This window comes from Neorhizobium sp. S3-V5DH (genome assembly GCF_004343065.1).
Taxonomy (GTDB): Bacteria; Pseudomonadota; Alphaproteobacteria; order Rhizobiales; family Rhizobiaceae; genus Neorhizobium; species Neorhizobium huautlense.
In genome coordinates, this window is record NZ_SMCL01000002.1 from 1 (window position 1) to 19,671 (window position 19,671).

At 61.4% G+C, this 19,671-nt stretch carries 19 protein-coding genes; 13 read left to right on the forward strand and 6 right to left on the reverse strand.

All coding sequences use genetic code 11. The features are described from left to right. Positions 1 to 244 precede the first annotated feature (244 nt). Positions 245 to 778, reverse strand: coding sequence for a peptide-methionine (S)-S-oxide reductase MsrA (gene msrA, locus EDE09_RS03460; RefSeq protein ID WP_112801216.1), 534 nt, complete (start codon positions 776 to 778; stop codon positions 245 to 247). 203 nt (positions 779 to 981) lie between these two features. On the opposite strand from msrA, the gene EDE09_RS03465 reads away from it, so the two are divergent. The 3 genes from EDE09_RS03465 (at position 982) to EDE09_RS03475 (ending at position 3,296) form a co-directional block, all read left to right on the forward strand. Continuing rightward, positions 982 to 1,923 (forward strand): 2-dehydro-3-deoxygalactonokinase, encoded by a 942-nt coding sequence (locus EDE09_RS03465; protein ID WP_112801214.1) that lies wholly within the window; start codon positions 982 to 984, stop codon positions 1,921 to 1,923. A gap of 11 nt (positions 1,924 to 1,934) precedes the next feature. Then, a complete protein-coding gene (locus tag EDE09_RS03470; RefSeq protein ID WP_132408935.1) occupies positions 1,935 to 2,555 on the forward strand; it encodes a 2-dehydro-3-deoxy-6-phosphogalactonate aldolase in 621 nt (206 codons plus the stop codon). Between the two features lie 90 nt (positions 2,556 to 2,645). Beyond that, complete coding sequence (locus EDE09_RS03475; protein ID WP_112801210.1) at positions 2,646 to 3,296, forward strand: class I SAM-dependent methyltransferase; 651 nt, start codon at positions 2,646 to 2,648, stop codon at positions 3,294 to 3,296. 14 nt (positions 3,297 to 3,310) lie between these two features. On the opposite strand, the gene EDE09_RS03480 is transcribed toward EDE09_RS03475, so the two are convergent. Next, complete coding sequence (locus EDE09_RS03480) at positions 3,311 to 4,162, reverse strand: MurR/RpiR family transcriptional regulator (RefSeq protein ID WP_112801208.1); 852 nt, start codon at positions 4,160 to 4,162, stop codon at positions 3,311 to 3,313. A 145-nt stretch (positions 4,163 to 4,307) separates the two neighbouring features. On the opposite strand from EDE09_RS03480, the gene murA reads away from it, so the two are divergent. The 10 genes from murA (at position 4,308) to EDE09_RS03530 (ending at position 15,805) form a co-directional block, all read left to right on the forward strand. Then, complete coding sequence (murA, locus tag EDE09_RS03485) at positions 4,308 to 5,564, forward strand: UDP-N-acetylglucosamine 1-carboxyvinyltransferase (protein ID WP_105370176.1); 1,257 nt, start codon at positions 4,308 to 4,310, stop codon at positions 5,562 to 5,564. Further along, positions 5,561 to 6,445, forward strand: a complete 885-nt coding sequence (locus EDE09_RS03490; protein ID WP_112801206.1) for an N-acetylglucosamine kinase — start codon at positions 5,561 to 5,563, stop codon at positions 6,443 to 6,445. The genes murA and EDE09_RS03490 overlap by 4 nt, the downstream gene beginning before the upstream one ends. 148 nt (positions 6,446 to 6,593) lie before the next feature. Then, positions 6,594 to 7,517, forward strand: coding sequence for an N-acetylmuramic acid 6-phosphate etherase (gene murQ, locus EDE09_RS03495; protein ID WP_112801311.1), 924 nt, complete (start codon positions 6,594 to 6,596; stop codon positions 7,515 to 7,517). A gap of 75 nt (positions 7,518 to 7,592) precedes the next feature. Continuing rightward, complete coding sequence (locus EDE09_RS03500) at positions 7,593 to 9,107, forward strand: ABC transporter substrate-binding protein (protein ID WP_112801204.1); 1,515 nt, start codon at positions 7,593 to 7,595, stop codon at positions 9,105 to 9,107. 33 nt (positions 9,108 to 9,140) lie between these two features. Beyond that, the gene (locus EDE09_RS03505; RefSeq protein ID WP_112801202.1) at positions 9,141 to 10,103 is read left to right on the forward strand and encodes an ABC transporter permease; all 963 of its coding nucleotides are present in this window, start codon (positions 9,141 to 9,143) and stop codon (positions 10,101 to 10,103) included. Then, entirely contained in the window at positions 10,103 to 10,936 is an 834-nt protein-coding gene (locus tag EDE09_RS03510) for an ABC transporter permease (RefSeq protein ID WP_112801200.1), read from the forward strand. Before EDE09_RS03505 ends, EDE09_RS03510 begins: the two co-directional genes overlap by 1 nt. Then, the gene (locus EDE09_RS03515) at positions 10,933 to 12,678 is read left to right on the forward strand and encodes an ABC transporter ATP-binding protein (RefSeq protein ID WP_112801198.1); all 1,746 of its coding nucleotides are present in this window, start codon (positions 10,933 to 10,935) and stop codon (positions 12,676 to 12,678) included. The genes EDE09_RS03510 and EDE09_RS03515 overlap by 4 nt, the downstream gene beginning before the upstream one ends. Before the next feature lie 9 nt (positions 12,679 to 12,687). Continuing rightward, positions 12,688 to 13,713: a serine hydrolase gene (locus tag EDE09_RS03520; RefSeq protein ID WP_112801195.1), complete on the forward strand. Its 1,026-nt coding sequence runs from the start codon at positions 12,688 to 12,690 to the stop codon at positions 13,711 to 13,713. 11 nt (positions 13,714 to 13,724) lie between these two features. Further along, entirely contained in the window at positions 13,725 to 14,840 is a 1,116-nt protein-coding gene (locus EDE09_RS03525; protein ID WP_112801193.1) for an anhydro-N-acetylmuramic acid kinase, read from the forward strand. Between the two features lie 44 nt (positions 14,841 to 14,884). After that, entirely contained in the window at positions 14,885 to 15,805 is a 921-nt protein-coding gene (locus EDE09_RS03530) for a DMT family transporter (RefSeq protein ID WP_132408937.1), read from the forward strand. Positions 15,806 to 15,831: 26 nt separating this feature from the next. On the opposite strand, the gene EDE09_RS03535 is transcribed toward EDE09_RS03530, so the two are convergent. The 4 genes from EDE09_RS03535 to EDE09_RS03550 all read right to left on the reverse strand — a co-directional run bounded on the left by EDE09_RS03535 (position 15,832) and on the right by EDE09_RS03550 (position 19,668). After that, a complete protein-coding gene (locus tag EDE09_RS03535) occupies positions 15,832 to 16,575 on the reverse strand; it encodes an ABC transporter permease (protein WP_132408939.1) in 744 nt (247 codons plus the stop codon). Next, the gene (locus EDE09_RS03540; protein WP_112801187.1) at positions 16,572 to 17,510 is read right to left on the reverse strand and encodes an ABC transporter ATP-binding protein; all 939 of its coding nucleotides are present in this window, start codon (positions 17,508 to 17,510) and stop codon (positions 16,572 to 16,574) included. Before EDE09_RS03540 ends, EDE09_RS03535 begins: the two co-directional genes overlap by 4 nt. After that, on the reverse strand, positions 17,507 to 18,673 hold the full coding sequence (locus EDE09_RS03545) for an ABC transporter permease (RefSeq protein WP_112801185.1): 1,167 nt from the start codon (positions 18,671 to 18,673) through the stop codon (positions 17,507 to 17,509). Before EDE09_RS03545 ends, EDE09_RS03540 begins: the two co-directional genes overlap by 4 nt. An 83-nt stretch (positions 18,674 to 18,756) precedes the next feature. Continuing rightward, positions 18,757 to 19,668, reverse strand: coding sequence for an ABC transporter substrate-binding protein (locus EDE09_RS03550; RefSeq protein ID WP_132408941.1), 912 nt, complete (start codon positions 19,666 to 19,668; stop codon positions 18,757 to 18,759). Between the last annotated feature and the right edge of the window lie 3 nt (positions 19,669 to 19,671).

The following is a 19,671-nucleotide window of genomic DNA, read 5'->3' on the forward strand; positions in this document are numbered from 1 at the left end:
TTCGTTGCCCGCTCGCCCTGGTCGGCATCGCCTCATATCCGGTTCTTGTTCATCGACCCGCAGTTTCGATCCACGCTTCCTCCCCACGCTCGGTCACCCTCACGCAGTTGCGCTTCTCTTCGCTTGCTGTGACCAGCTCACGGTGGGACTTGCACCCACAAGAATGCGCCCATGCTGGGCGCACAACAAAAAAGGCGCTGCCATTCTGAAATGGCAGCGCCTCCGATTCATGAATTGAGACAGGTTATTCGGCAGCAGCGACCTTGGCGCTCTCGCCGCGCTTTGGGAGCTTCCAGTTCGGACGCGGGAAATGGCAGGTATAGCCATTCGGATAGCGCTCCAGATAGTCCTGATGCTCCGGTTCAGCCTGCCAGAAATCACCGACCGGCTCCACTTCCGTCACCACCTTGCCCGGCCACAAGCCCGATGCGTTGACATCGGCGATCGTGTCTTCGGCGACACGCTTCTGTTCGTCGTTTTCGTAGTAGATGGCTGAGCGATAGCTCATGCCGATATCGTTGCCCTGGCGGTTCTTCGTCGACGGATCATGGATCTGGAAGAAGAATTCCAGGATATCGCGGTAGCTGGTCTTGGCCGGATCGAAGATGATCTCGATCGCTTCGGCATGGGTGCCGTGATTGCGGTAGGTCGCGTTCGGCACGTCGCCGCCGCTATAGCCGACACGAGTGGAGATTACCCCCGGCAGACGCCGGATGAGATCCTGCATGCCCCAGAAGCAACCGCCTGCCAGGACGGCCCGTTCGGTAGTCGTCGCCATGCTTTCCTCCTTCGGTTTGGATTTGCACCTAAAATGGCGATGCGGCCGAGAAATTCAATGATGCGTTGCCGCACATGGCCAACGGATCGATCATTCGGCTACGGCTTGCAATTATCATACTAATTCCAGATCACCCCTCGACAGGACGCCGGGCGGCGGGCTATCGAAAAGGCCGAAAATCCATCCGGAGGAACGACATAACCATGCCCCAACCGACCTCGATCATCCTGGACTGGGGCACGAGTTCGCTGCGTGCCATGCTTGTCTCGGAAGCCGGCGAGACCCTTGATATCCGTGAAAGTTCCGAAGGCGGAATTCAGTTCGTCAAGGACGGTGCCTTCGAAGCGGCTCTCATGCGCACCGTCGGTGAATGGTTTTCCGCCCATGGACCTCTCCCGGTCCTTGCGACCGGCATGATCACCAGCCGCAACGGCTGGATCGAAGTGCCATATGTCGATACGCCGGCCGGCATCGCAGAACTCGCGGCCGGAACTCGCAAGAAGGTGCTCGAAAACGGCGCCGTCATTACCTTCCTGCCAGGCATGCGCAACCCGGCCGCACAGCCTTTCCCGGATGTCATGCGCGGTGAAGAAACCCAGATTGTCGGGTTCGGCCTGGAGAAGGACAGGACGCTGGTCCTGCCAGGCACCCATAGCAAATGGGCGCGCATCGCGTCCGGCCGGATCGCCAGCTTTCAGACCTATGCAACGGGCGAGATCTTTGCGCTTCTCACGAAACATTCGTTCATCGCCAAGGCCCTTGAGCCGCAGCCCGGCAGCGACACCAATTGGAGCGCCTTCGACAAAGGCGCCGAATTTGCCGCAAGTGCCGCGGCCGGTGCCGACGCATTCCTCTCGGTAATCTTCAGCGCCCGCACCGGCATACTCGACGGAAAGCTGAAGCCGGAGGATATTCTCGACTACGTTTCCGGCCTCGTCATCGGCTCCGAGTTCCGCCAGGCCCGGGCCACCGGATGGTTTCGAACCGGCGATACAATCGGCATCGTTGGCAACAATATCCTGAACAACCGTTATGGCCGTGTCGCACCGCTCTTTGATCTGACTGTCGAGCCCGGCCCGGAAAACGCGGCCAAACGCGGCATTCTCTTGATTGCTGCCGAAGCGGCAAAGCACCAAAGCATTTAAGGAGTTTCGACATGAAATTTGAAGAAGCACTCAAGGCCTGCAACCTCGTCGCCATCCTGCGCGGCATCACGCCTGCGGAAGTCGAGGCGGTGGGCGAAACGTTGATCGCCGCAGGCTGGCGTATCATCGAAGTGCCGCTCAACTCGCCGGAACCGTTGAAAAGCATAGAGAAACTGGTGAAACGTTTCGGAGATCAGGCAATCATCGGCGCAGGCACGGTGCTGACGCCTTCCCAGGTCGCCGATGTGGCCGCTACCGGATCCAGGGTCATTATCTCGCCGAATGCCAATCCAGAAGTCATCAGGGCGACGCGCGCAGCGGACATGGTGAGCCTGCCGGGTGTTGCCACTCCGACCGAAGCCTTCGCAGCGATCGAGGCGGGTGCAACGGGTGTCAAAGCCTTTCCCGCCGAAGCGATACCACCCTTTGTCATCAAGGCCTGGAAGGCTGTCCTCCCCAAGGAAATTCCTGTCCTTGCCGTCGGGGGCGTGACGCGTGAAAACATGACGGCTTACAGCCAGGCCGGTGCGGCTGGCTTCGGCATCGGCTCCTCTCTTTACAAGCCCGGAATGGATCTCGCGACCATCGGCGAAAGAGCGAGGAAGTTTGTCGAAGCCATGCGCGCAGCGTGAGCGTCGCGCCGTCGTAAAACAGCGATCTGCGGGAACTATCATCCCCATCGAGAGTTCACGGAACGTGACGAGCTATCGACGGGGGCGCTCTTGCCAGAGATTCAGAACAATGTGGAGCACCAGCGAAAGGTCTATGAACGCTGGGCTCCGGTTTACGATCGCGTCTATCGCGGGCTCCTGCGCGACAGCCATCGGACGGTTGCGAAACTGGCAGCCGAAGCGGGGCGCGATATTCTGGAAGTCGGCGTCGGCACCGGCCTCATGTTGCCCTACTACCCCAAGCAGTGTCGGGTGACAGGCGTTGATCTTTCCGAACACATGATTGCCAAAGCCCGAGAGAAAGTCGCTCACGATCGGCTGGAGCATGTGATCGCACTGCATGTGATGGATGCCCATCGGCTCGACTTCGCCGATCGCTCCTTCGACGCCGTCTGCCTCCCCTTCGTCGTCACCCTTATTCCAGATCCCGAGCGGGCGATGGATGAGTGCGCTCGCGTGTTGAGGCCAGGCGGTGAGATCATCATTGCCAGCAAGCTGGGCGATGGGCGCGGCATCCAGGGCGCAATAGAGGAGGCCGTAGCGCCGCTCGTTCACAAGGTCGGCTGGAGTTCGGCTTTCCGGATTTCGCGGATCTCCGAATGGGCCGAACGGCGAGGCAATTTCGAGGTCGCGGATATCCGCCGCACCTTTCCGAACGGTTTCTTCAAGGTCATGCGGCTGAAGCACCGCGTGAACGACTGACTGAACGAAGATTTCTACCTAGCCTTCAAGACCGAAACGGCGGTCTCGCTGTTGTGGACATAATCGTTGGCATCCGGCTGGCGCTGCATGAGGAGAATGAAAAGAAGGTCCGTCAGCATCAGCTGGGCATCGCGGGCCGTGATGGACGACGAACGCACTCTCTCCTCGTCGGCGACGGTGTAAAGCCGGATATTGGCGACCTGCGTTAGCGGCCCGCCGTTAAGGCCGGTGACCGCAATGACGGTGGCGCCCCGCTCGCGCGCCAGTTCGGCAATCCTCAGTGTCTCAATGCTCGCACCGGAATAAGAAAGCGCGAAAAGGACGTCAGCGGTGTTCAGCGTGGAGGCATTCGCCATCTGCACGTGGCTGTCGCTGTCATGCAACACGTTGCGGCCGAGCTTCATCAGCTTATAGGAGAAGTCGCGGGCAACCAGCGACGAGGCTCCAACGCCAGCCATGTGAATACGGCGCGCGTCGTTTAAAGCCGTCAAAGCCCTCTCGATCTCCTGCTCACCATTGACCGCGAGCGTCTGCTGCATGGCGAGCATCTTGCTGCTGATCAGCTTCTGCAGGATCGTGAGATAGCCGTCTCCAACCTCGATCGAACCGTGAATCATGCCGGGAGGTGCATGCCACTCTTGGGCCTTCGCCTTGCTGACGGCAAGTTTCAGCTCCTGATAGCCCGCAAAACCAAGTTTCTGGCTGAATTTGACGACGCTGGATTGGCTGCGGCCCGTTTCCGCTGCCAGCGCCGCCGATGACAGCTTCAGCATCTGGTCCGGGTTATCCAGAATGAATTGTCCGATCTGGCGATCCGCTGGCGCCATATCCTCGAGCTGTGCGTTGATCTTTCGTAGGACTGACATTGGCCTTTCCGTCGCGTCTCTGTGCCCGCATATCACACTACCAGAGAAAAGTCGGAATAAAAAATTCCAGAGCGTTGACTCGGAGGACAGGGCGTTTACTTTTATTGGAGGGAAGAGTCCCTAGCACTCCTTCGGCAGTTTCATCATGGACAGATTGCGAATTATCGGCGGCCATAAGCTTCAGGGCGCCGTCACCATTGCCGGTGCCAAGAATGCCGCACTTCCCCAGATCGCAGCAGCACTGTTGAGCCACCACCCGGTCGAGCTCACCAATCTGCCTCAGGTCAGCGACGTGGAGAATATGCTGGGCGTCATCGGTTTGCATGGCGCCGAGGTGACGCGATCGTCTCATTCCACAGTGATCGATGCCAAGTCCATCGTCTCGAAAGAAACCTCCTACGATACCGTTCGCAGGATGCGGGCTACTGTTCTCGTGCTGGCGCCGCTCCTTGCCCGCTTCGGCCATGCGCGCGTGTCACTGCCCGGTGGCTGCGCCATCGGCGCTCGCCCCGTCGATATGCATATCAAGGTTCTGGCCGCACTCGGCGCCGAGATCCGCATCGAAGGTGGGCTTATCGTCGCCTCCGCTCCCAATGGCCTCAAAGGCGGGCGCGTCGTTTTGCCTTCACCGTCCGTCGGCGCGACCGAGACGGCGATGATGGCCGCAACATCGGCAAAGGGCGAGACGGAGATCCTCAATGCCGCTCGCGAGCCCGAGGTTGCCGATCTTGCCGCCTGCCTCGGCGCGATGGGCGCACGCATCGAAGGGGCAGGCACCCATCGGGTGCTCATCGAAGGGCCGACGACTTGGCTGCCGGCGAAACATCACGGCATTCCAGATCGCATCGAGGCGGGAACTTATGCGGTGGCAGCAGCCATTACCGGCGGTTCGCTGGAACTGATCAATGCAAGGCTGGAAAACATGGCTTCGGTCGTTCAGGTACTGGAGGCCATGGGCGTCAGTGTCTGGCCGAGCGACCGTGGCCTTGTCGTGTCGCGCGACGGACCGCTGGAAGCCGCTGACATCACCACGGAGCCCTATCCCGGTTTCCCGACCGACCTGCAGGCCCAATTCATGGCGCTTGCCGCCTGCGCCGACGGCGCGTCCCTGATCCGCGAAACGGTTTTTGAAAGCCGGTTCATGCACGTTCCGGAACTGATGCGGCTCGGAGCCAATATTTCGCTTCAGGGCACCACGGCACTGGTACGGGGCGGCGCCCCCTTAAAGGGCGCCCAAGTAATGGCGACCGATCTTCGCGCATCGGTTTCGCTCGTCTTGGCAGGACTTGTGTCGGCGGGCGAAACCATCGTCAACCGGGTCTACCATCTCGATCGCGGTTATGAGCAGCTCGACCGGAAACTGCGCCTTTGCGGCGCGGATATCGAACGGTTCAGCGAATGACGGCATCTGGCGAACACTATTTCCTGGGCGTCGACGGCGGCGGCACGGGTTGCCGGGCGCGCATCGAGGACGGATCCGGCGCGGTGCTGGGACAGGGGCTTTCAGGCCCCGCCACCACCCGCCTCGGCATCGAGGAGGCGTGGGCCTCCATATCGCGCGCCTTCAATGCTGCGTTCGACGAGGCCGGACTTGGTCCGGATGAAGTCGCCCGCACCCATGTCGGCATCGGCCTTGCCGGCATAGGCCGCAAGGGCGCGCTGGAGGCCCTGAAGGCAATCCCGCATCCGTTTGCAAGCCTGGAATTTACCAGCGACGGCATGGGCGCCTGCCTCGGCGCACATTCCGGCCGCGACGGCGCAATCGTCATTGCCGGCACCGGCTCGATCGGGTTGGGTGTCGTGGAGGGAAGGAACCTTCGCGTCGGCGGCTACGGCTTTCCCATCTCCGATGAGGGCAGCGGTGCCGACCTCGGGCTGAAGGCGATCCAGCTCGCATTGCGCGCCCATGACGGGCGGCTTGAGAAAACTGCCCTGCTCGGGGAAGTCATGCAGCGCTTCAAGGGCGACCCCATGGAGGCGGTCGCCTGGATGGATCGTGCAACCGCCACCGACTATGCCGCACTGGCGCCAATGGTCATGCGCCATGCCGATCAGGGCGATTCAGCCGGCCGCCGAATAGTCCAGGCGGCGGCAGAGCAGATCGACACGCTGGTCCGCACCCTTTTCGAACTCGGCGCGCCGCGCGTCACGCTGCTTGGTGGCCTGTCGAGCCCGCTTGAGGCGTGGCTTGCCCCGGACGTCCGCCGTCGGCTGAAGCCGGCAGATGGCGATGCCGTGTCGGGCGCAATCATTCTCTCGCGCAGGGCCGCCCACAGCGGTTGAACAAGGGCCGGCGGGAGAGGCAGATTGGGATCAAATTAGGAATATTATATTCCATTTTTGATTGACAGAGAGAATGAACAATCCTACTCCTTAACCAAGGTTAACGGTGGACAGAGACAAGTCATCCGCCGATGTCGAAGGCAGCAACATGACGGACGCTGAGCTGATATCCGAGTTGGAAGGGCTGGTCTCGGAAGACCGCAATCCCCGCTCCATGGAGATCGATCTGTTCCCGACCGTGGAGGTTCTCCGGTCCATCAACGAGGAGGACAAGGGTGTTCCCTCGGCTGTCGAAAAGGTCATCCCGCAAATCGCCGAGGCGGTGGACGACATCGTCAGGGCTTTCCGAAAGGGCGCCCGCCTTGTCTATATCGGCGCCGGCACCAGCGGCCGATTGGGCGTACTTGACGCATCCGAATGCCCGCCGACCTTCAGCGTGCCGGATGGCATGGTGGTGGGACTGATAGCCGGCGGTACCGAGGCGCTGATGCATGCGATCGAGGGGGCCGAGGATGATCCGGACCAAGGCCGCCAGGCTCTCGCGGATATCGGGCTGACGGCAGATGATGTGGTCGTCGGCATCGCCGTCAGCGGCCGCACGCCTTATGTGATCGGCGCGCTGACCTATGCGAAGACGCTTGGAGCCAGGACCGTCGCCCTATCCTGCAATCCCAATTCGGCAATTGCGGCCATTGCCGATATCGCCATTTCGCCGGTCGTCGGCCCTGAAATCCTGACCGGCTCGACGAGGCTGAAATCAGGCACGGCGCAAAAACTGATCCTCAACATGCTGACCACCGCCAGCATGATCCGGATCGGCAAGACCTATCAGAACCTTATGGTCGATCTGCACGCCAGCAACCAGAAGCTCGTGGCGCGCGCCGCCCGCATCGTCATGCAGGCGACGGGCTGTTCGCCGGACGAGGCAAGAGAGGTGCTCGACCTGACGGAGAACGACGTGAAGCTCGCAATCCTCATCCAGCTCACGGGAATGGATGTCGGTAGCGCACGGGCGGCGCTTGAGGGTGCCGGAGGCTTCCTTCGCAAGGCTATAAGTGGAAAGACAGCGTGAAGCTGCGGAAGAACGGTTTTGCCGCTTGCTACGGTCGGGCCGGCAAGGCAAACCAAATCTCAGAGGGAGAATGAAATGGGAAGACATTTTTCAATGCGGTTGATATCCGGTCTCGCAATCGCTGCAACGCTCGGTGTCGCCTCGCCCGCGTCGTCCGCGACGCTCCGGATGGCATGGTCCCAGGACGCGACCGGCCTCGATCCCCACAAACAGACCGCCTTTTCGTCGATCCGGCTGCTCGAACTGATCTACGAACCGCTTGTGCGCCTGGACAAGGACCTGAAGATCGTTCCGGCAATCGCGTCCTCCTGGGAATTCTCCGACGGCGGCAAGCAACTGACATTCAAGCTCAATCCGAACGCCAAGTTCCAGGACGGCAAGCCCGTCACACCGGCGGATGTGAAGGCTTCCTTCGAGCGCGTCCTGGACGAAAAGACCGCCGCCGCGGCGCGGGCCAATTTCCGTTCCATCGCGTCGATCGAAACCCCGGACCAGACGACCGTCGTCTTTAAATTGTCGCAACCCGACGTGCCTCTTTTGACGGCGATGGCAAGCATCAACGCTGCGATCGTTCCGGCAAGCGAGATCGCCGCTGGATCGGTCGGTACGAAGGCGCTCGGTTCCGGGCCATTCAAATTGGAGAAATGGGATCCTAACTCGAAGGAGGTGCTGAGCGCCAACAAGGATTGGGCGGGCGGCAGGGTCGGCGTCGACGTGATCGACATCAGCGTGCTTCCCGACGAAACGGCGATCCTCGCATCGCTGCGGACGAAGCAGATCGACTTCGCGCTCCTGAACGACCCGCTGGTGGCAACGCTGGTTCCGAAGGAAACCAACCTGACGCTCAACCGCACGCCGGTGCTGGCCTACCACGTTCTGCAATTGAACGCCTCACGCAAGCCGATGAACGAACTCGGCGTTCGTCAGGCCATCTCCTGCGCGATAGACCGGCAGGACGTCCTCGATACCGCTTCGGTCGGCGAAGGCAAGGTGACGGGTCCGCTCACCATGCCCGGCTATACCAGCGATGCCAGCCAGCTCTTCTGCTATAAGCGCGATGTGGAAAAGGCCAAGAAACTGATGGCCGACGCCGGCTATCCTGACGGCTTTTCCGCAACCGTGATCGCCGCCAACGGCGAACCGGCCACAGCTGCCTCCGAAGCGCAGGTGATCCAGTCGCAACTCGCCGAAATCGGCGTCAAGCTCGACATCAAGATGATGGAGCTGAACGTCTATGTCGATGCCTGGCTCAAGGGCGACTTCGACATGGCCGTTGCACTGAATGGCGGGCGCGCCGATCCTTACTCCATGTACAACAGGTATTGGACGAAAGCGGGCAACCTGCAGAAGGTCGCGAACTACATCGACGACACCCTGGACGGTCAGATGCAGAAGGGGCGCGAAGAAACCGACCCCGCCAAACGCAAGGCGATTTTTGCCGATTTCGAAAAACATCTGGTCGAAATGTCGCCGTGGGTCTGGCTCTATACGTCTTACAGCTACACCGCCCAGCAGAAGAACGTTCAAGGGTTTATTCCGACGCCGGAGGGTTCCCTGTTCGGCCTGAGCAAGGTCACGGTTCAGCAATGACGCTGAACTGAACGGACGGAGGCTGGCTAGCTCATGAGTTACCTGACGCGACGGCTATCGACCTTCCCGCTCGTTATGCTCGGGGTTTCCGTTCTCGTCTTCGTGGCGATCCGCATGGTGCCGGGTGATGCGATCACCGCAATGCTCGGCACCGAAGCGGGCCTTCTGACGCCGGCCCAGAGAGAGGCGCTGGCAAACTATTTCGGTATCGACCAGCCGATTGCCGTGCAGTACTGGCACTGGCTGCTCGGCGTTTTCCGCGGCGATCTCGGCATCTCGGTTACCTATGGAAAGCCGGTGCTCGGCGTCATTCTGGAACGTTTTCCGCTCACCCTGCAACTCGCCCTAATGTCGATGTGCGTGGCACTTCTCGTCGGCTTGCCGGCCGGCGTTTTTGCAGCCACGCGCAACGAACGGATGTCCGATCTCGGGGTGCGTATCTTTGCGATGATCGGGCAGTCAACGCCCAATTTCGTCGTCGGATTGCTGATCATCTACACCTTGTCGGCCGGCTTCGGCATTCTGCCGACCATGGGCGAATTCACGCCGCTGCTGGCCGATCCCTTGCGTAATCTCGGACAGATGATCCTGCCGGCGCTGACGCTCGGCTTTGCCTTTGCGGCCTCCGTCACCCGTATCTCGCGCTCTGCCATGCTGGACGTGCTCTCCGACGACTATGTCCGCACCGCCCGCAGCAAGGGTGTTCCGAAACGCAGCGTCATCTGGCGGCATGCGCTGCCGAACGCCTTGATCCCGGTCGTCACGCTGAGCGGTGTCGAATTCGGTTACCTGCTCGGCGGCGCCGTGCTGGTGGAGCAGATCTACGCCCTCCCCGGCCTCGGCCGGCTGGTGCTCGATGCGATCCTGCAGCGCGACTATGCGCTGGTGCAGGGTTGCGTGCTCTTCATTGCCTTCAACTTCATGGTGGTCAACCTGATCGTCGATCTCGTTTATGTCGCGCTCGACCCACGCATCCGTCTTGGAGAAGGCGGCTGATGTTGCGTGCAATCTTTTCCCATCCGAGCGGCAGGATCGGCGGCACGATCGTCGTGATCTATGTCGTCGTCGCGTTGCTCGGCATGTTAGACATCACCCCGCACAATCCGCTGCAGCAGTACCGCATCGACCGGCTGCATGCCCCGAATACGATCTACTGGATGGGCACCGATCTGTTCGGGCGCGATGTCGCGAGCCGCCTGATGAAGGGGGTGGGCCAATCCTTCTTCGTCGGGTTCTGTTCGGTGACGCTCGCGACGTTCGCCGGCACGGTTCTTGGTTTGACTGCCGCCTGGTTCGGCAAGGCCTGGGACGGCCTCGTCATGCGGATCATGGATGTGCTGCTCGCCTTCCCGGCTATCCTGCTTGCGCTGCTCATTATCGCGATTGCCGGTCCGGGCACCTGGACAAGCATTGCGGCAATCGCGATCGTCTATACGCCAATTTTTACTCGCGTGGTCCGCGGCCCGGCGCTTTCCATCAAGGGCCGAGAATTCGTGGACGCCGCCCGTACCTTCGGCAGCAGCCGCAGCTATATCCTGACCCGCCACCTGCTGCTTAATCTCATCGCGCCGCTGACGGTGCAGGTCACCCTGGCGCTCGCATGGTCGCTGCTGACGGAAGCGGGCCTGTCCTTTCTCGGCCTCGGAACCCAGCCGCCCGCCTCGTCGCTCGGCCTCATGCTTGCTGACAGCCGCAATCTGATGGAAACTGCGCCATGGCTGCTGATCTTCCCAGCGCTGGCGATCATGATCAGCATCCTGGGCTTCAACCTGCTCGGCGATGCGTTGCGCGACATTCTCGATCCCAGGACACGCAGGTCCGCCGCATGACACCCCTTCTTTCCGTCTCGAACTTACGCGTCGGCTTTGGCCGGAACCCTCTGGAAAACGAGGTCGTGCGGGGCGTGAGCTTCGACCTTCAGGCCGGAGAGACCCTGGCGGTCGTGGGCGAAAGCGGATCCGGAAAGTCGGTCACTGCGCTCTCCATCAATCGCCTGGTCGATTTCGGCGGCGGCAAGATCATCAGCGGCGCCGTCAATCTTACCCGAACCGACGACAGCGTCCTCGACCTCGCCGAGGCGGCCGAACCCGTACTCGAGAAAATCCGAGGGTCGGAAATCGGCATGATTTTTCAGGAGCCGATGACCTCGCTCAATCCGGTGCTCACGATCGGCCGCCAAATCGAGGAATCCTTCCGGCTCCATCGCGGCCTGACCGGCAGGCAGGCAACTGCAGCGGCAAAAGACGCGCTCGACCGCGTGCGCATTCCCGATGCCGCACGGCGGCTCAAATATACGCCGAACCAGCTCTCCGGCGGCATGCTTCAGCGGGTGATGATCGCGACGGCGCTTGCCTGCAATCCGCGTCTGCTGATCGCCGATGAGCCGACCACCGCACTCGACGTGACCGTTCAGGCGCAGATCATGGCGCTGCTTGGAGAGTTGAAACGCGAAACCGGGACGGCGATGATCTTCATCACCCACGATATCGGGCTCGTTGCAGGTATCGCGGACAAGGTTATGGTGATGCAGGCCGGAGAAGCGGTCGAACAGGGTGTGCTGGGCGATGTCCTCGACCGGCCGCAGCATCCTTATACCCGGCACCTGCTCAGCGCGGTGCCGCATTTTGAATCCGGCAGGGCTGCACGCTCGGATTATGTTCGAGGCCAGATCGAAGAAGCAAAGCCCGCCCTCAAGGTCGATGGCTTGACTGTACGTTTCAAGGTGGCCGGCAGCGTGTTCCGGCGCTCTCCCGGCGCCGTCCACGCCGTGGAAAATGTCGATTTCGATCTGATGCCCCGCGAAACGCTGGCGATCGTCGGCGAAAGCGGTTCGGGCAAGTCCACCACGGCACGCGCCATCCTCGGCCTCGTCCGCCCGACCCACGGCGGCTTCTCGACACATTCCGGCAGGATTGCCGACGCGACCGATCCGAGCGTGCAGATGGTATTCCAGAACCCCTACGCCTCGCTCAATCCCCGGCTTCGCATCGACAGCATCCTCGCCGAACCGGTCATCGCCGCCGGTGAACGGGTAACCGGGGAGACACGCGCCCGGATGGCCGCGTTGCTGAAGCGCGTCGGCCTGCCGGAAAACTGTCTTGAACGCTATCCGCACCAGTTCTCGGGCGGCCAGCGGCAGCGCCTCTGCATTGCGCGCGCACTCATGCTCAATCCATCGATCGTCGTTCTTGACGAGGCGGTCTCCGCGCTCGATGTTTCCGTGCAGGCAAAGGTACTGGAACTGCTCGTGGATTTGCAGCGGGAATACGGGCTAGCCTATCTCTTCGTGTCGCACGACATGGCGGTGGTCGAGCGGATCGCCCATCGCATTGCGGTGCTCTATGCCGGGGAGATCGTCGAGATCGGTGATGCCGCTTCCGTGCTTTCCAATCCGCAGCACTCCTATACAAAGCGACTCATCTCCGCTGTGCCGAGCATCGATCGCCGCAACCAGCATTTCGAACTCGACACACGGCAGGTGCCGTCGCTTGTCCGGCCGCCTGGTTTCGAGCCACCGGCGACGCAATGGCGGAGCTTCGGGCCGGATCACCGGGCACGGGCGGAAGCTTGAGGTGGAACAATGGACGACCAAATAGGCGCCGATGCCGAACTGCGGGACACCTTCGATCGTGCCTTCGTGCCGCTCGAAAATGCCGTTGCGGATGGTCGCATTCCGGGTGGCGTACTCGGCATCGTCGACCTAAAGCGTGGCCGGGCGACACGTGCCATAGGTTCGGCGCAGATCGTTCCTGCAGCCCGCCCCATGGATCCCGAAACCTGGTTCGATCTGGCATCCCTGACCAAGGTCATATTCACCACGCCCCGCATTCTTGAGCTTGCCGAGCAAGGCATGATCAATCTCGACGCGCCGCTGGCCACGGCCCTTCCGGACCTGCGCCAGTACAATGTCGACGCCTGGGAGCGGAAGGTGACGTTCCGTCAATGCCTAGGGCACCAGACACCCTTCCCGGCGGTGGAACCGATCTATACCTATGGCAGCGATCCGGAGCTCTTGCGCGCCTTCGTCCTGCAGCGCGAATGGCGCCACGGCCCGCCCGTCTATTCCGACGTCAACTTCATTCTGCTTGGCTTTGCACTGGAGCGGCTGACCGGCAAACGCATCCGCGATCTCGACCCAGGTCAGGGTTTTGCGTTTTCTGCCAAGCCCGACATATCGGCGGCGACGGAAAACTGCACCTGGCGGCAGCGTGTACTCTCCGGCGAAGTGCATGACGAAAATTGCGCCGCTCTCCAGGGCTCCGCCCACGCGGGCCTGTTCGGCACGGTCAATTCCGTTCTCGATTTCGCCGAGGGTTTGCTTGATGGCACCGGCGCCTCGAAGCACTCGATCGCGTTGATGCGGACGCCGCTCTCGGACAAGCGGACCCACGGCTGGGAACATCCCTATCAAAACTGGTCGGGCGGCCACGCTTGCAGCCCCGGCACTATCGGGCATACGGGGTTCACCGGTACCGGGCTCTGGATCGATTTCCACCGGGGCCGCGCCTGGACATTGCTTACCAATCGCGTCCATCCGACCCGCCACGCCGACAGCGGCATCGTTCAGCTGCGGCAGACGGTGGGCGACCTTATCAACCAACCCTGAGGATCTCGATCATGGAGCCTATCTGGGCCGTCGGCCTGATGACCGGAACCGTTCTGGACGGCAATATCGACGTGGCGCTCCTAAAGACGGACGGCGAAACGATCGACACCTTCGGTGCCTACACGCTCGCCCCCTACCCTCCGGAAATCCGCGCTCTGCTCGAAGATACCCTCCGTCAGGCGCGCGCCTGGAACTTCGAGGGGCCGGAGCCGGCAATTTTCCGCGAGGCGGAGGAAGCCCTGACGCGAGCCCAGTCGAAAGCCGTGAAAGACCTCGTCGAGAGCGAAGGCCTCGGCATGGCGGATATTGGCATCATCGGCTTTCACGGACAGACGGTGCTGCATCGCGCGCCGACCAGCACGCGGCTGGGCGATACACGTCAGCTCGGCGATGGAGAGCTCATGGCTTCCATGCTCGGCACCCGGGTCGCTTACGACTTCCGCTCTGCCGACGTCCGCGCCGGCGGCCAGGGCGCGCCTCTTGCCGCCGCGTATCATGCCGCCTTGCTGCGCAGCGTAGACACGAGCGGGGATACGGCCGTACTCAATCTTGGCGGGGTCGCAAACGTCACATGGTGGGATGGCGGCGACACGGTCATCGCCTTCGACACCGGCCCGGCAAACGCCCCGCTCAACGATTTCATCAAGGGGCAGGGCTTGGGTGAAATGGATCGCGACGGTGCGCTGGGTGCATCCGGCAAGGTCGACGAAGAGCGGCTTGCCCGTCTCCTGCAACATCCCTACCTGACAGCCCCCTATCCGAAGTCTCTCGATCGGTTCGACTTTACCGCGGCCATGGCCGATGGCCTCGATCCGGCCGATGGCGCTGCAACCCTGTCCGCGTTTACGGCGTCCGCGGTGGGCAAGGCTCTCGATCTTTTGCCCCGCCGGCCGAAAAGGCTGATCGTGAGCGGCGGCGGCCGCCACAATCCGACGATCATGAGCATGATTGAGAACAGAGCTGGCGTCATTGCAGCATCCGCAGATCAGTTCGGCTGGCGTGGCGATGCGGTCGAGGCCGAATGCTTTGCATTTCTCGCCGTCCGCGTTTTGCGCGGCCTTCCGATCAGCTTTCCGACCACGACAGGCGCCCCCCGCCCCTTGCAGGGCGGCAGGCTGGCCGGGTAAGCCAAGCATAGAATACAATCCTGAGTCGGGAGCACTCGAACAACATGCAGAAAAGAGTGTCTTCGGCCCTTGCCGGCAATGCGGTGCTTCTCGGCGTCCTGCTCATGCTGCTCGGCGATTTCATGTTCTCGCTGAACGATGCCATGGGCAAATGGCTGGTTGCGAGTTTTTCCGTCGGCCAGGTTCTGGTCATCCGCTCGCTCGGCGCCTTCTTCGTCCTCGGCCCGATGATCGCCCGCCAGCCGATTTCAGCACTCTACAAGGTCGAGCGGCCGGCGCTGCAGATCATGCGCGTCCTTTTCGCCACCGGAGACCTCGCCCTTTTCTACGCAGCCGTCATCTACCTGCCGCTCGCCGACGTGATGACCTTTTATATGGCCGGTCCGATATACGTTGCTGCACTTTCTCATTTTCTGCTGGGAGAGCGGATCGGATGGCGGCGCTGGCTTGCGGTCCTGATCGGTTTTGCCGGCGTGGTGATCGCGCTGCGGCCTTCGTCCGAAATGCTGGCATGGCCATCCATCTTCGGGTTGATCGGTAGCTTCTCGTTCGCCCTGACGCTGGTGCTGAACCGCAGGCTGCGTGCCACCTCCGATGCTACACTGGTGACCTGGCAAACGCTGGCGGGCCTCATCGCCGGGATTTTTCTCAGCGTCGGCAACTGGAGCCCGTTCAACCTGGCCGAACTGCTGGCGCTGCTCCTGCTGGGCATCGTGGCCTGCATCGCGCACCTGCTCATCACCCGCTCGCTGAAGCTTGCCCCGGCGTCCGTCCTTGCGCCGCTGCAATATACGCTCCTGCTATGGGCGGTCATTCTCGGCTGGGTCTTCTTCGGCGACCTGCCGGACACCCAGACCTGGATAGGTGCCGGCATCATCGTTTTTGCGGGCCTGTTCATCTTTCACCGCGGCAACGTCAAACAGGACACCGAAGCGGTCGTTCCGACGGATTCTAGCCATGGCTAGGTTTTACAGATAACCGCATCTCGACATCATCGAACACCGGCCCGGCGCGCCAGCACGGCTTCCACGGCCGACAAACCGTCATAAATCAGGACGGCCAAAGCTCCGACGATCAGGCCCCCCTGCAATATGAACGCCAGGTTATTGGACTGCAGTCCGGCGATGATGACCTCGCCGAGTGTTTTTGCCGCGACCGTCGAGCCGATCGTCGCGGTCGACAGGCTGATGACGACCGAGAGGCGGATGCCGCCGACAATCACCGGCAAGGACAGCGGCAATTCGATCTGCAGCAGCCGCTGGAAACCCGTCATGCCGGAGCCGCGTGCCGCCTCCATTACCGACCGGGGCAGATTGGTGAGCGCCGTAAGCGTGTTCTCGAAAATCGGCAGGAGACCATACAGAAAAAGTGCGATCAGGGTCGGCTTTTCCCCGAAACCCACCGCCGGCACGGCCAGCGCCAGCACCGCAACCGGCGGAAACGTCTGACCGATATTCACGAGGCTTCGGGACAAAGGCAGAAACTCGCTTCCGAAAGGCCGGGTAACAAGGATCGCCAAAAGCACGGCGATGATCGTGGCAATCAGCGTGGCGAAAAATACGATCTCCAGGTGCAAGAGCGTCAGGTTGAGCAGGCTGCCCTGGTTGTAAATGGCCGGCGCATTCGGCTGCACCAGAGACTTGAACAATGGCTCGAAGCTTTCCGGGAAGAGCAGAAAGGCGATCAGCAGGAGAAGCAGCATTGCCCGCAATGCGGTCGGCAGCCAAGCCTTCATAGCGGCCTCGCTGCCCGCTTGAGAAGCGCGTCCAGGGTCACCCGTCCCATCGGCATGCCGGTGACAGAAACCACCGGCAACGCCGTTCTTCCGCTCCAGAGAAGGTCGGCCAGCGCCTCCTGCTGTGTCCTGTCTTCCCGAATTGGCTCGCCAGCCGCCTCACCCGGCTCTACGGCCATTCCGGCCCTTGATATCGAAAGCAGACGGAATGGCCGCTCCGTCTCGCCGATCAGGGTTTCCACGAAAGATGTCGCCGGTGTCTGCACAAGCTCGGCCGGCGGTCCGTATTGAACGACCTTTCCCTGATCCATCACGGCGATCTTGTCGGCGAGGTGGAAGGCCTCGTTCATGTCATGGGTCACGAGCACGATAGTCGTGCCAAAATGCTTCTGGATCGCCAGCAGATCCTCCTGCGCCTTGGCGCGGATGATCGGATCGAGGGCGCCGAATGGTTCGTCCATCAGGAGCACATTGGGTTCTGCCGCCAAGGCCCGCGCCACTCCCACCCGCTGCTGTTGGCCGCCGGAAAGTTCATGCGGGTAACGCGGCCCATAGATTTCCGGTTCAAGCTGAAAGAGGGTGAGCAGTTCCGCGACCTTCAGATCGATCCGCCGCCTTTCCCAACCCAGCAGAATTGGCACAGTCGCAATGTTCTGCGCTACGGTGCGATGGGGAAACAGCCCATGCCCCTGGATGGCGTAGCCGATCCGCCTGCGAAGTTCGTAACCGGCGATGGACCGGTTGTCTTCGCCATCCAGCCTGATCGCTCCCGAACTCGGCTCCACCAGCCGATTGATCATGCGCAGCAGCGTCGTTTTTCCCGAACCGGACGTACCGACGACGACCGTGATCGTGCGCGGTTCGATCACCATGGAAACGTCGTCGACAACGGCAACGCCGTCATATTGTTTGGTGATGGCGTCGATTTCGATCATGCCGACCTCGCTCCGTTTACGGCCCGCGAATTGAGCTCGATAAGTGCATCCAGTATTACGGCGGCTGCAAAGGAGAGCGCCACGGTCGGCACGGCACCGAGCAACACGAGATCCATCGCCGTCTGACCGATGCCCTGAAAGACGAAAACGCCAAAACCCCCGCCGCCGATCAAGGCCGCGATCGTTGCAAGACCGATATTCTGGACGAGCACGATGCGGATCCCGGTGAGAATCACCGGCAGCGCAAGCGGAAACTCGATCTTGAAGAGCCGTTGCCGGTTCGTCATCCCAATCCCGCGCGCCGCATCGACCGCGTCTTTCGGAACGCCTGAAAGTCCGATGACCGTGTTGGCGACAACCGGTAACAACGAATAGAGGAAGAGCGCAACGAATGCGGGCGCTGCCCCGATGCCCCGGATGCCGAGCGCCGCAGCACCCGGAACCGTCGCGGCGACCCATCCAAGCGGCGCGATGAGAATGCCGAAAAGCGCAATGGATGGGATTGTCTGTATGATATTCAACGCGTTCAGAACGCTTGACCGCAGCGGCTCGACCCGGTGACAGAGGATGCCCAGCGGCAGGCCGACCGCCACAGCCGCCAAAAGCGACCCGAGCGCCAGAGTCACATGTTTGCCTGCTTCGACCCAAAAGACATCGGCCCTGCCTGCGTATTCCTTCATGATCGAAAGCCCGTCCCAGCTTCCCGAAAACAGGAGACCTCCGACACCGGCACCTGCCAATATCAGAAACAGCACCCGCATCCATGGCGGCGGCTTCAGCCGCGTGATCGCATCGGCGGCCAGCAGCGCGAAGGCGAAAAGAAGGATCCAGAAACCTGAGGCGGGAGACACGCGAGCGTAGGTGTTGCCCGCTGGTGTGAGGAAGTGCCCTGTCAAACCCATGGCAAGCGCAAGCGCTAGAAGCATTGCGGCCGCCGCGACCAGTTTGACCCAGGCGGATGTCCGCAGCAGTGCCACGACCGCGGCGGCAAACAACAGCACCAACAGAACCCAGGCCGCCCAGGCCGGAAGCGCATCCAGGATCGGTTTCGCCTGCCCCTGCACGATGCGGTTCGGCTTCGACACGGCGAAGGAAGCCCCAAGCGTCCCATAAGCCGCAAGAAGAGCAATGACGATGCCGAGTTTGTCGAGCTGAATTCTCAAACCGCCCCCGCCCCTGATCCGATGAAAAAGCCGGACACTCGGGAAGCGTCCGGCTTATGTCCCATGAAAACCTGTGGACGAAACTATTTCAAGAAGCCGTTCTTCTTCAGGAAATCCTCGGCGACCGCCTTGGCCGGCTCGCCGCCCACCTGCACGCGACCATTGAGATCCTGCAGCGTGACGAGATCGAGCTTCTCGAAAACCGGCTTCAGCAGCGCTTCGATGTTCGGGTTTTTCTTCAACACCTCCTCGCGGATGATAGGTGCTGGCTGATAGACGGGCTGCACGCCCTTGTCGTCTTCGAGAACCACAAGTCCGGAGGGCGCAATACCGCCATCGGTTCCGTAGACCATTGCCGCGTTTGCGCCGCTCGTCTGATTGGCCGCCGCCGCAATCGTAGCGGCCGTGTCGCCACCGGATAGGGTAATGAGCTGGTCGGACTTCAGCTTGAAGCCGTAAGTCGTCTGGAACGAGGGCAGCGCCGCAGCCGAGTTCACGAATTCGGAAGAGGCCGCCAATACGATCTTGCCGCCACCGGCAACGTACTTGCCGAAATCGCTGAGCGTCTTCAGCTTGTTTGCGTCGGCCACGTCCTTGCGGACTGCAATGGCCCATGTGTTGTTTGCCGGCGACGGTGCAAGCCAGACGATCTTGTTGGCGTCGTAATCGAGCTTCTTGACCGTTTCATAAGCTTTTTTCGGGTCCTTCCAGGCAGGATCCTCGGCCTTTTCGAAGAAGAAGGCACCATTGCCGGTATATTCCGGATAGATGTCGATCTCGCCGGCGGCGATCGCCTTGCGGACGACCGGGGTCGCACCTAGCTGAATGCGATCGGTGGCCTCGATTTTGTTGGTTTTCAACACGGCGAGGATAATATTGCCGAGCACTCCGCCTTCGGTGTCGATCTTCGAGGAAACCACGACCTGGGAATGCGCCATACTAGCCGAAACGCCCAGCGCGAACGCGATACCCAGCAACTGCTTTTTCAGGGACATGAC

Bases quoted from the DNA above. Each gene is read 5' to 3' on its own strand.
- msrA (WP_112801216.1), bottom strand. From the start codon at position 778: ATGGCGACGACTACCGAACGGGCCGTCCTGGCAGGCGGTTGCTTCTGG.
- EDE09_RS03465 (WP_112801214.1), top strand. From the start codon at position 982: ATGCCCCAACCGACCTCGATCATCCTGGACTGGGGCACGAGTTCGCTG.
- EDE09_RS03470 (WP_132408935.1), top strand. From the start codon at position 1,935: ATGAAATTTGAAGAAGCACTCAAGGCCTGCAACCTCGTCGCCATCCTG.
- EDE09_RS03480 (WP_112801208.1), bottom strand. From the start codon at position 4,162: ATGTCAGTCCTACGAAAGATCAACGCACAGCTCGAGGATATGGCGCCA.
- murA (WP_105370176.1), top strand. From the start codon at position 4,308: ATGGACAGATTGCGAATTATCGGCGGCCATAAGCTTCAGGGCGCCGTC.
- EDE09_RS03490 (WP_112801206.1), top strand. From the start codon at position 5,561: ATGACGGCATCTGGCGAACACTATTTCCTGGGCGTCGACGGCGGCGGC.
- murQ (WP_112801311.1), top strand. From the start codon at position 6,594: ATGACGGACGCTGAGCTGATATCCGAGTTGGAAGGGCTGGTCTCGGAA.
- EDE09_RS03500 (WP_112801204.1), top strand. From the start codon at position 7,593: ATGGGAAGACATTTTTCAATGCGGTTGATATCCGGTCTCGCAATCGCT.
- EDE09_RS03505 (WP_112801202.1), top strand. From the start codon at position 9,141: ATGAGTTACCTGACGCGACGGCTATCGACCTTCCCGCTCGTTATGCTC.
- EDE09_RS03510 (WP_112801200.1), top strand. From the start codon at position 10,103: ATGTTGCGTGCAATCTTTTCCCATCCGAGCGGCAGGATCGGCGGCACG.
- EDE09_RS03515 (WP_112801198.1), top strand. From the start codon at position 10,933: ATGACACCCCTTCTTTCCGTCTCGAACTTACGCGTCGGCTTTGGCCGG.
- EDE09_RS03520 (WP_112801195.1), top strand. From the start codon at position 12,688: ATGGACGACCAAATAGGCGCCGATGCCGAACTGCGGGACACCTTCGAT.
- EDE09_RS03525 (WP_112801193.1), top strand. From the start codon at position 13,725: ATGGAGCCTATCTGGGCCGTCGGCCTGATGACCGGAACCGTTCTGGAC.
- EDE09_RS03530 (WP_132408937.1), top strand. From the start codon at position 14,885: ATGCAGAAAAGAGTGTCTTCGGCCCTTGCCGGCAATGCGGTGCTTCTC.
- EDE09_RS03535 (WP_132408939.1), bottom strand. From the start codon at position 16,575: ATGAAGGCTTGGCTGCCGACCGCATTGCGGGCAATGCTGCTTCTCCTG.
- EDE09_RS03540 (WP_112801187.1), bottom strand. From the start codon at position 17,510: ATGATCGAAATCGACGCCATCACCAAACAATATGACGGCGTTGCCGTT.
- EDE09_RS03550 (WP_132408941.1), bottom strand. From the start codon at position 19,668: ATGTCCCTGAAAAAGCAGTTGCTGGGTATCGCGTTCGCGCTGGGCGTT.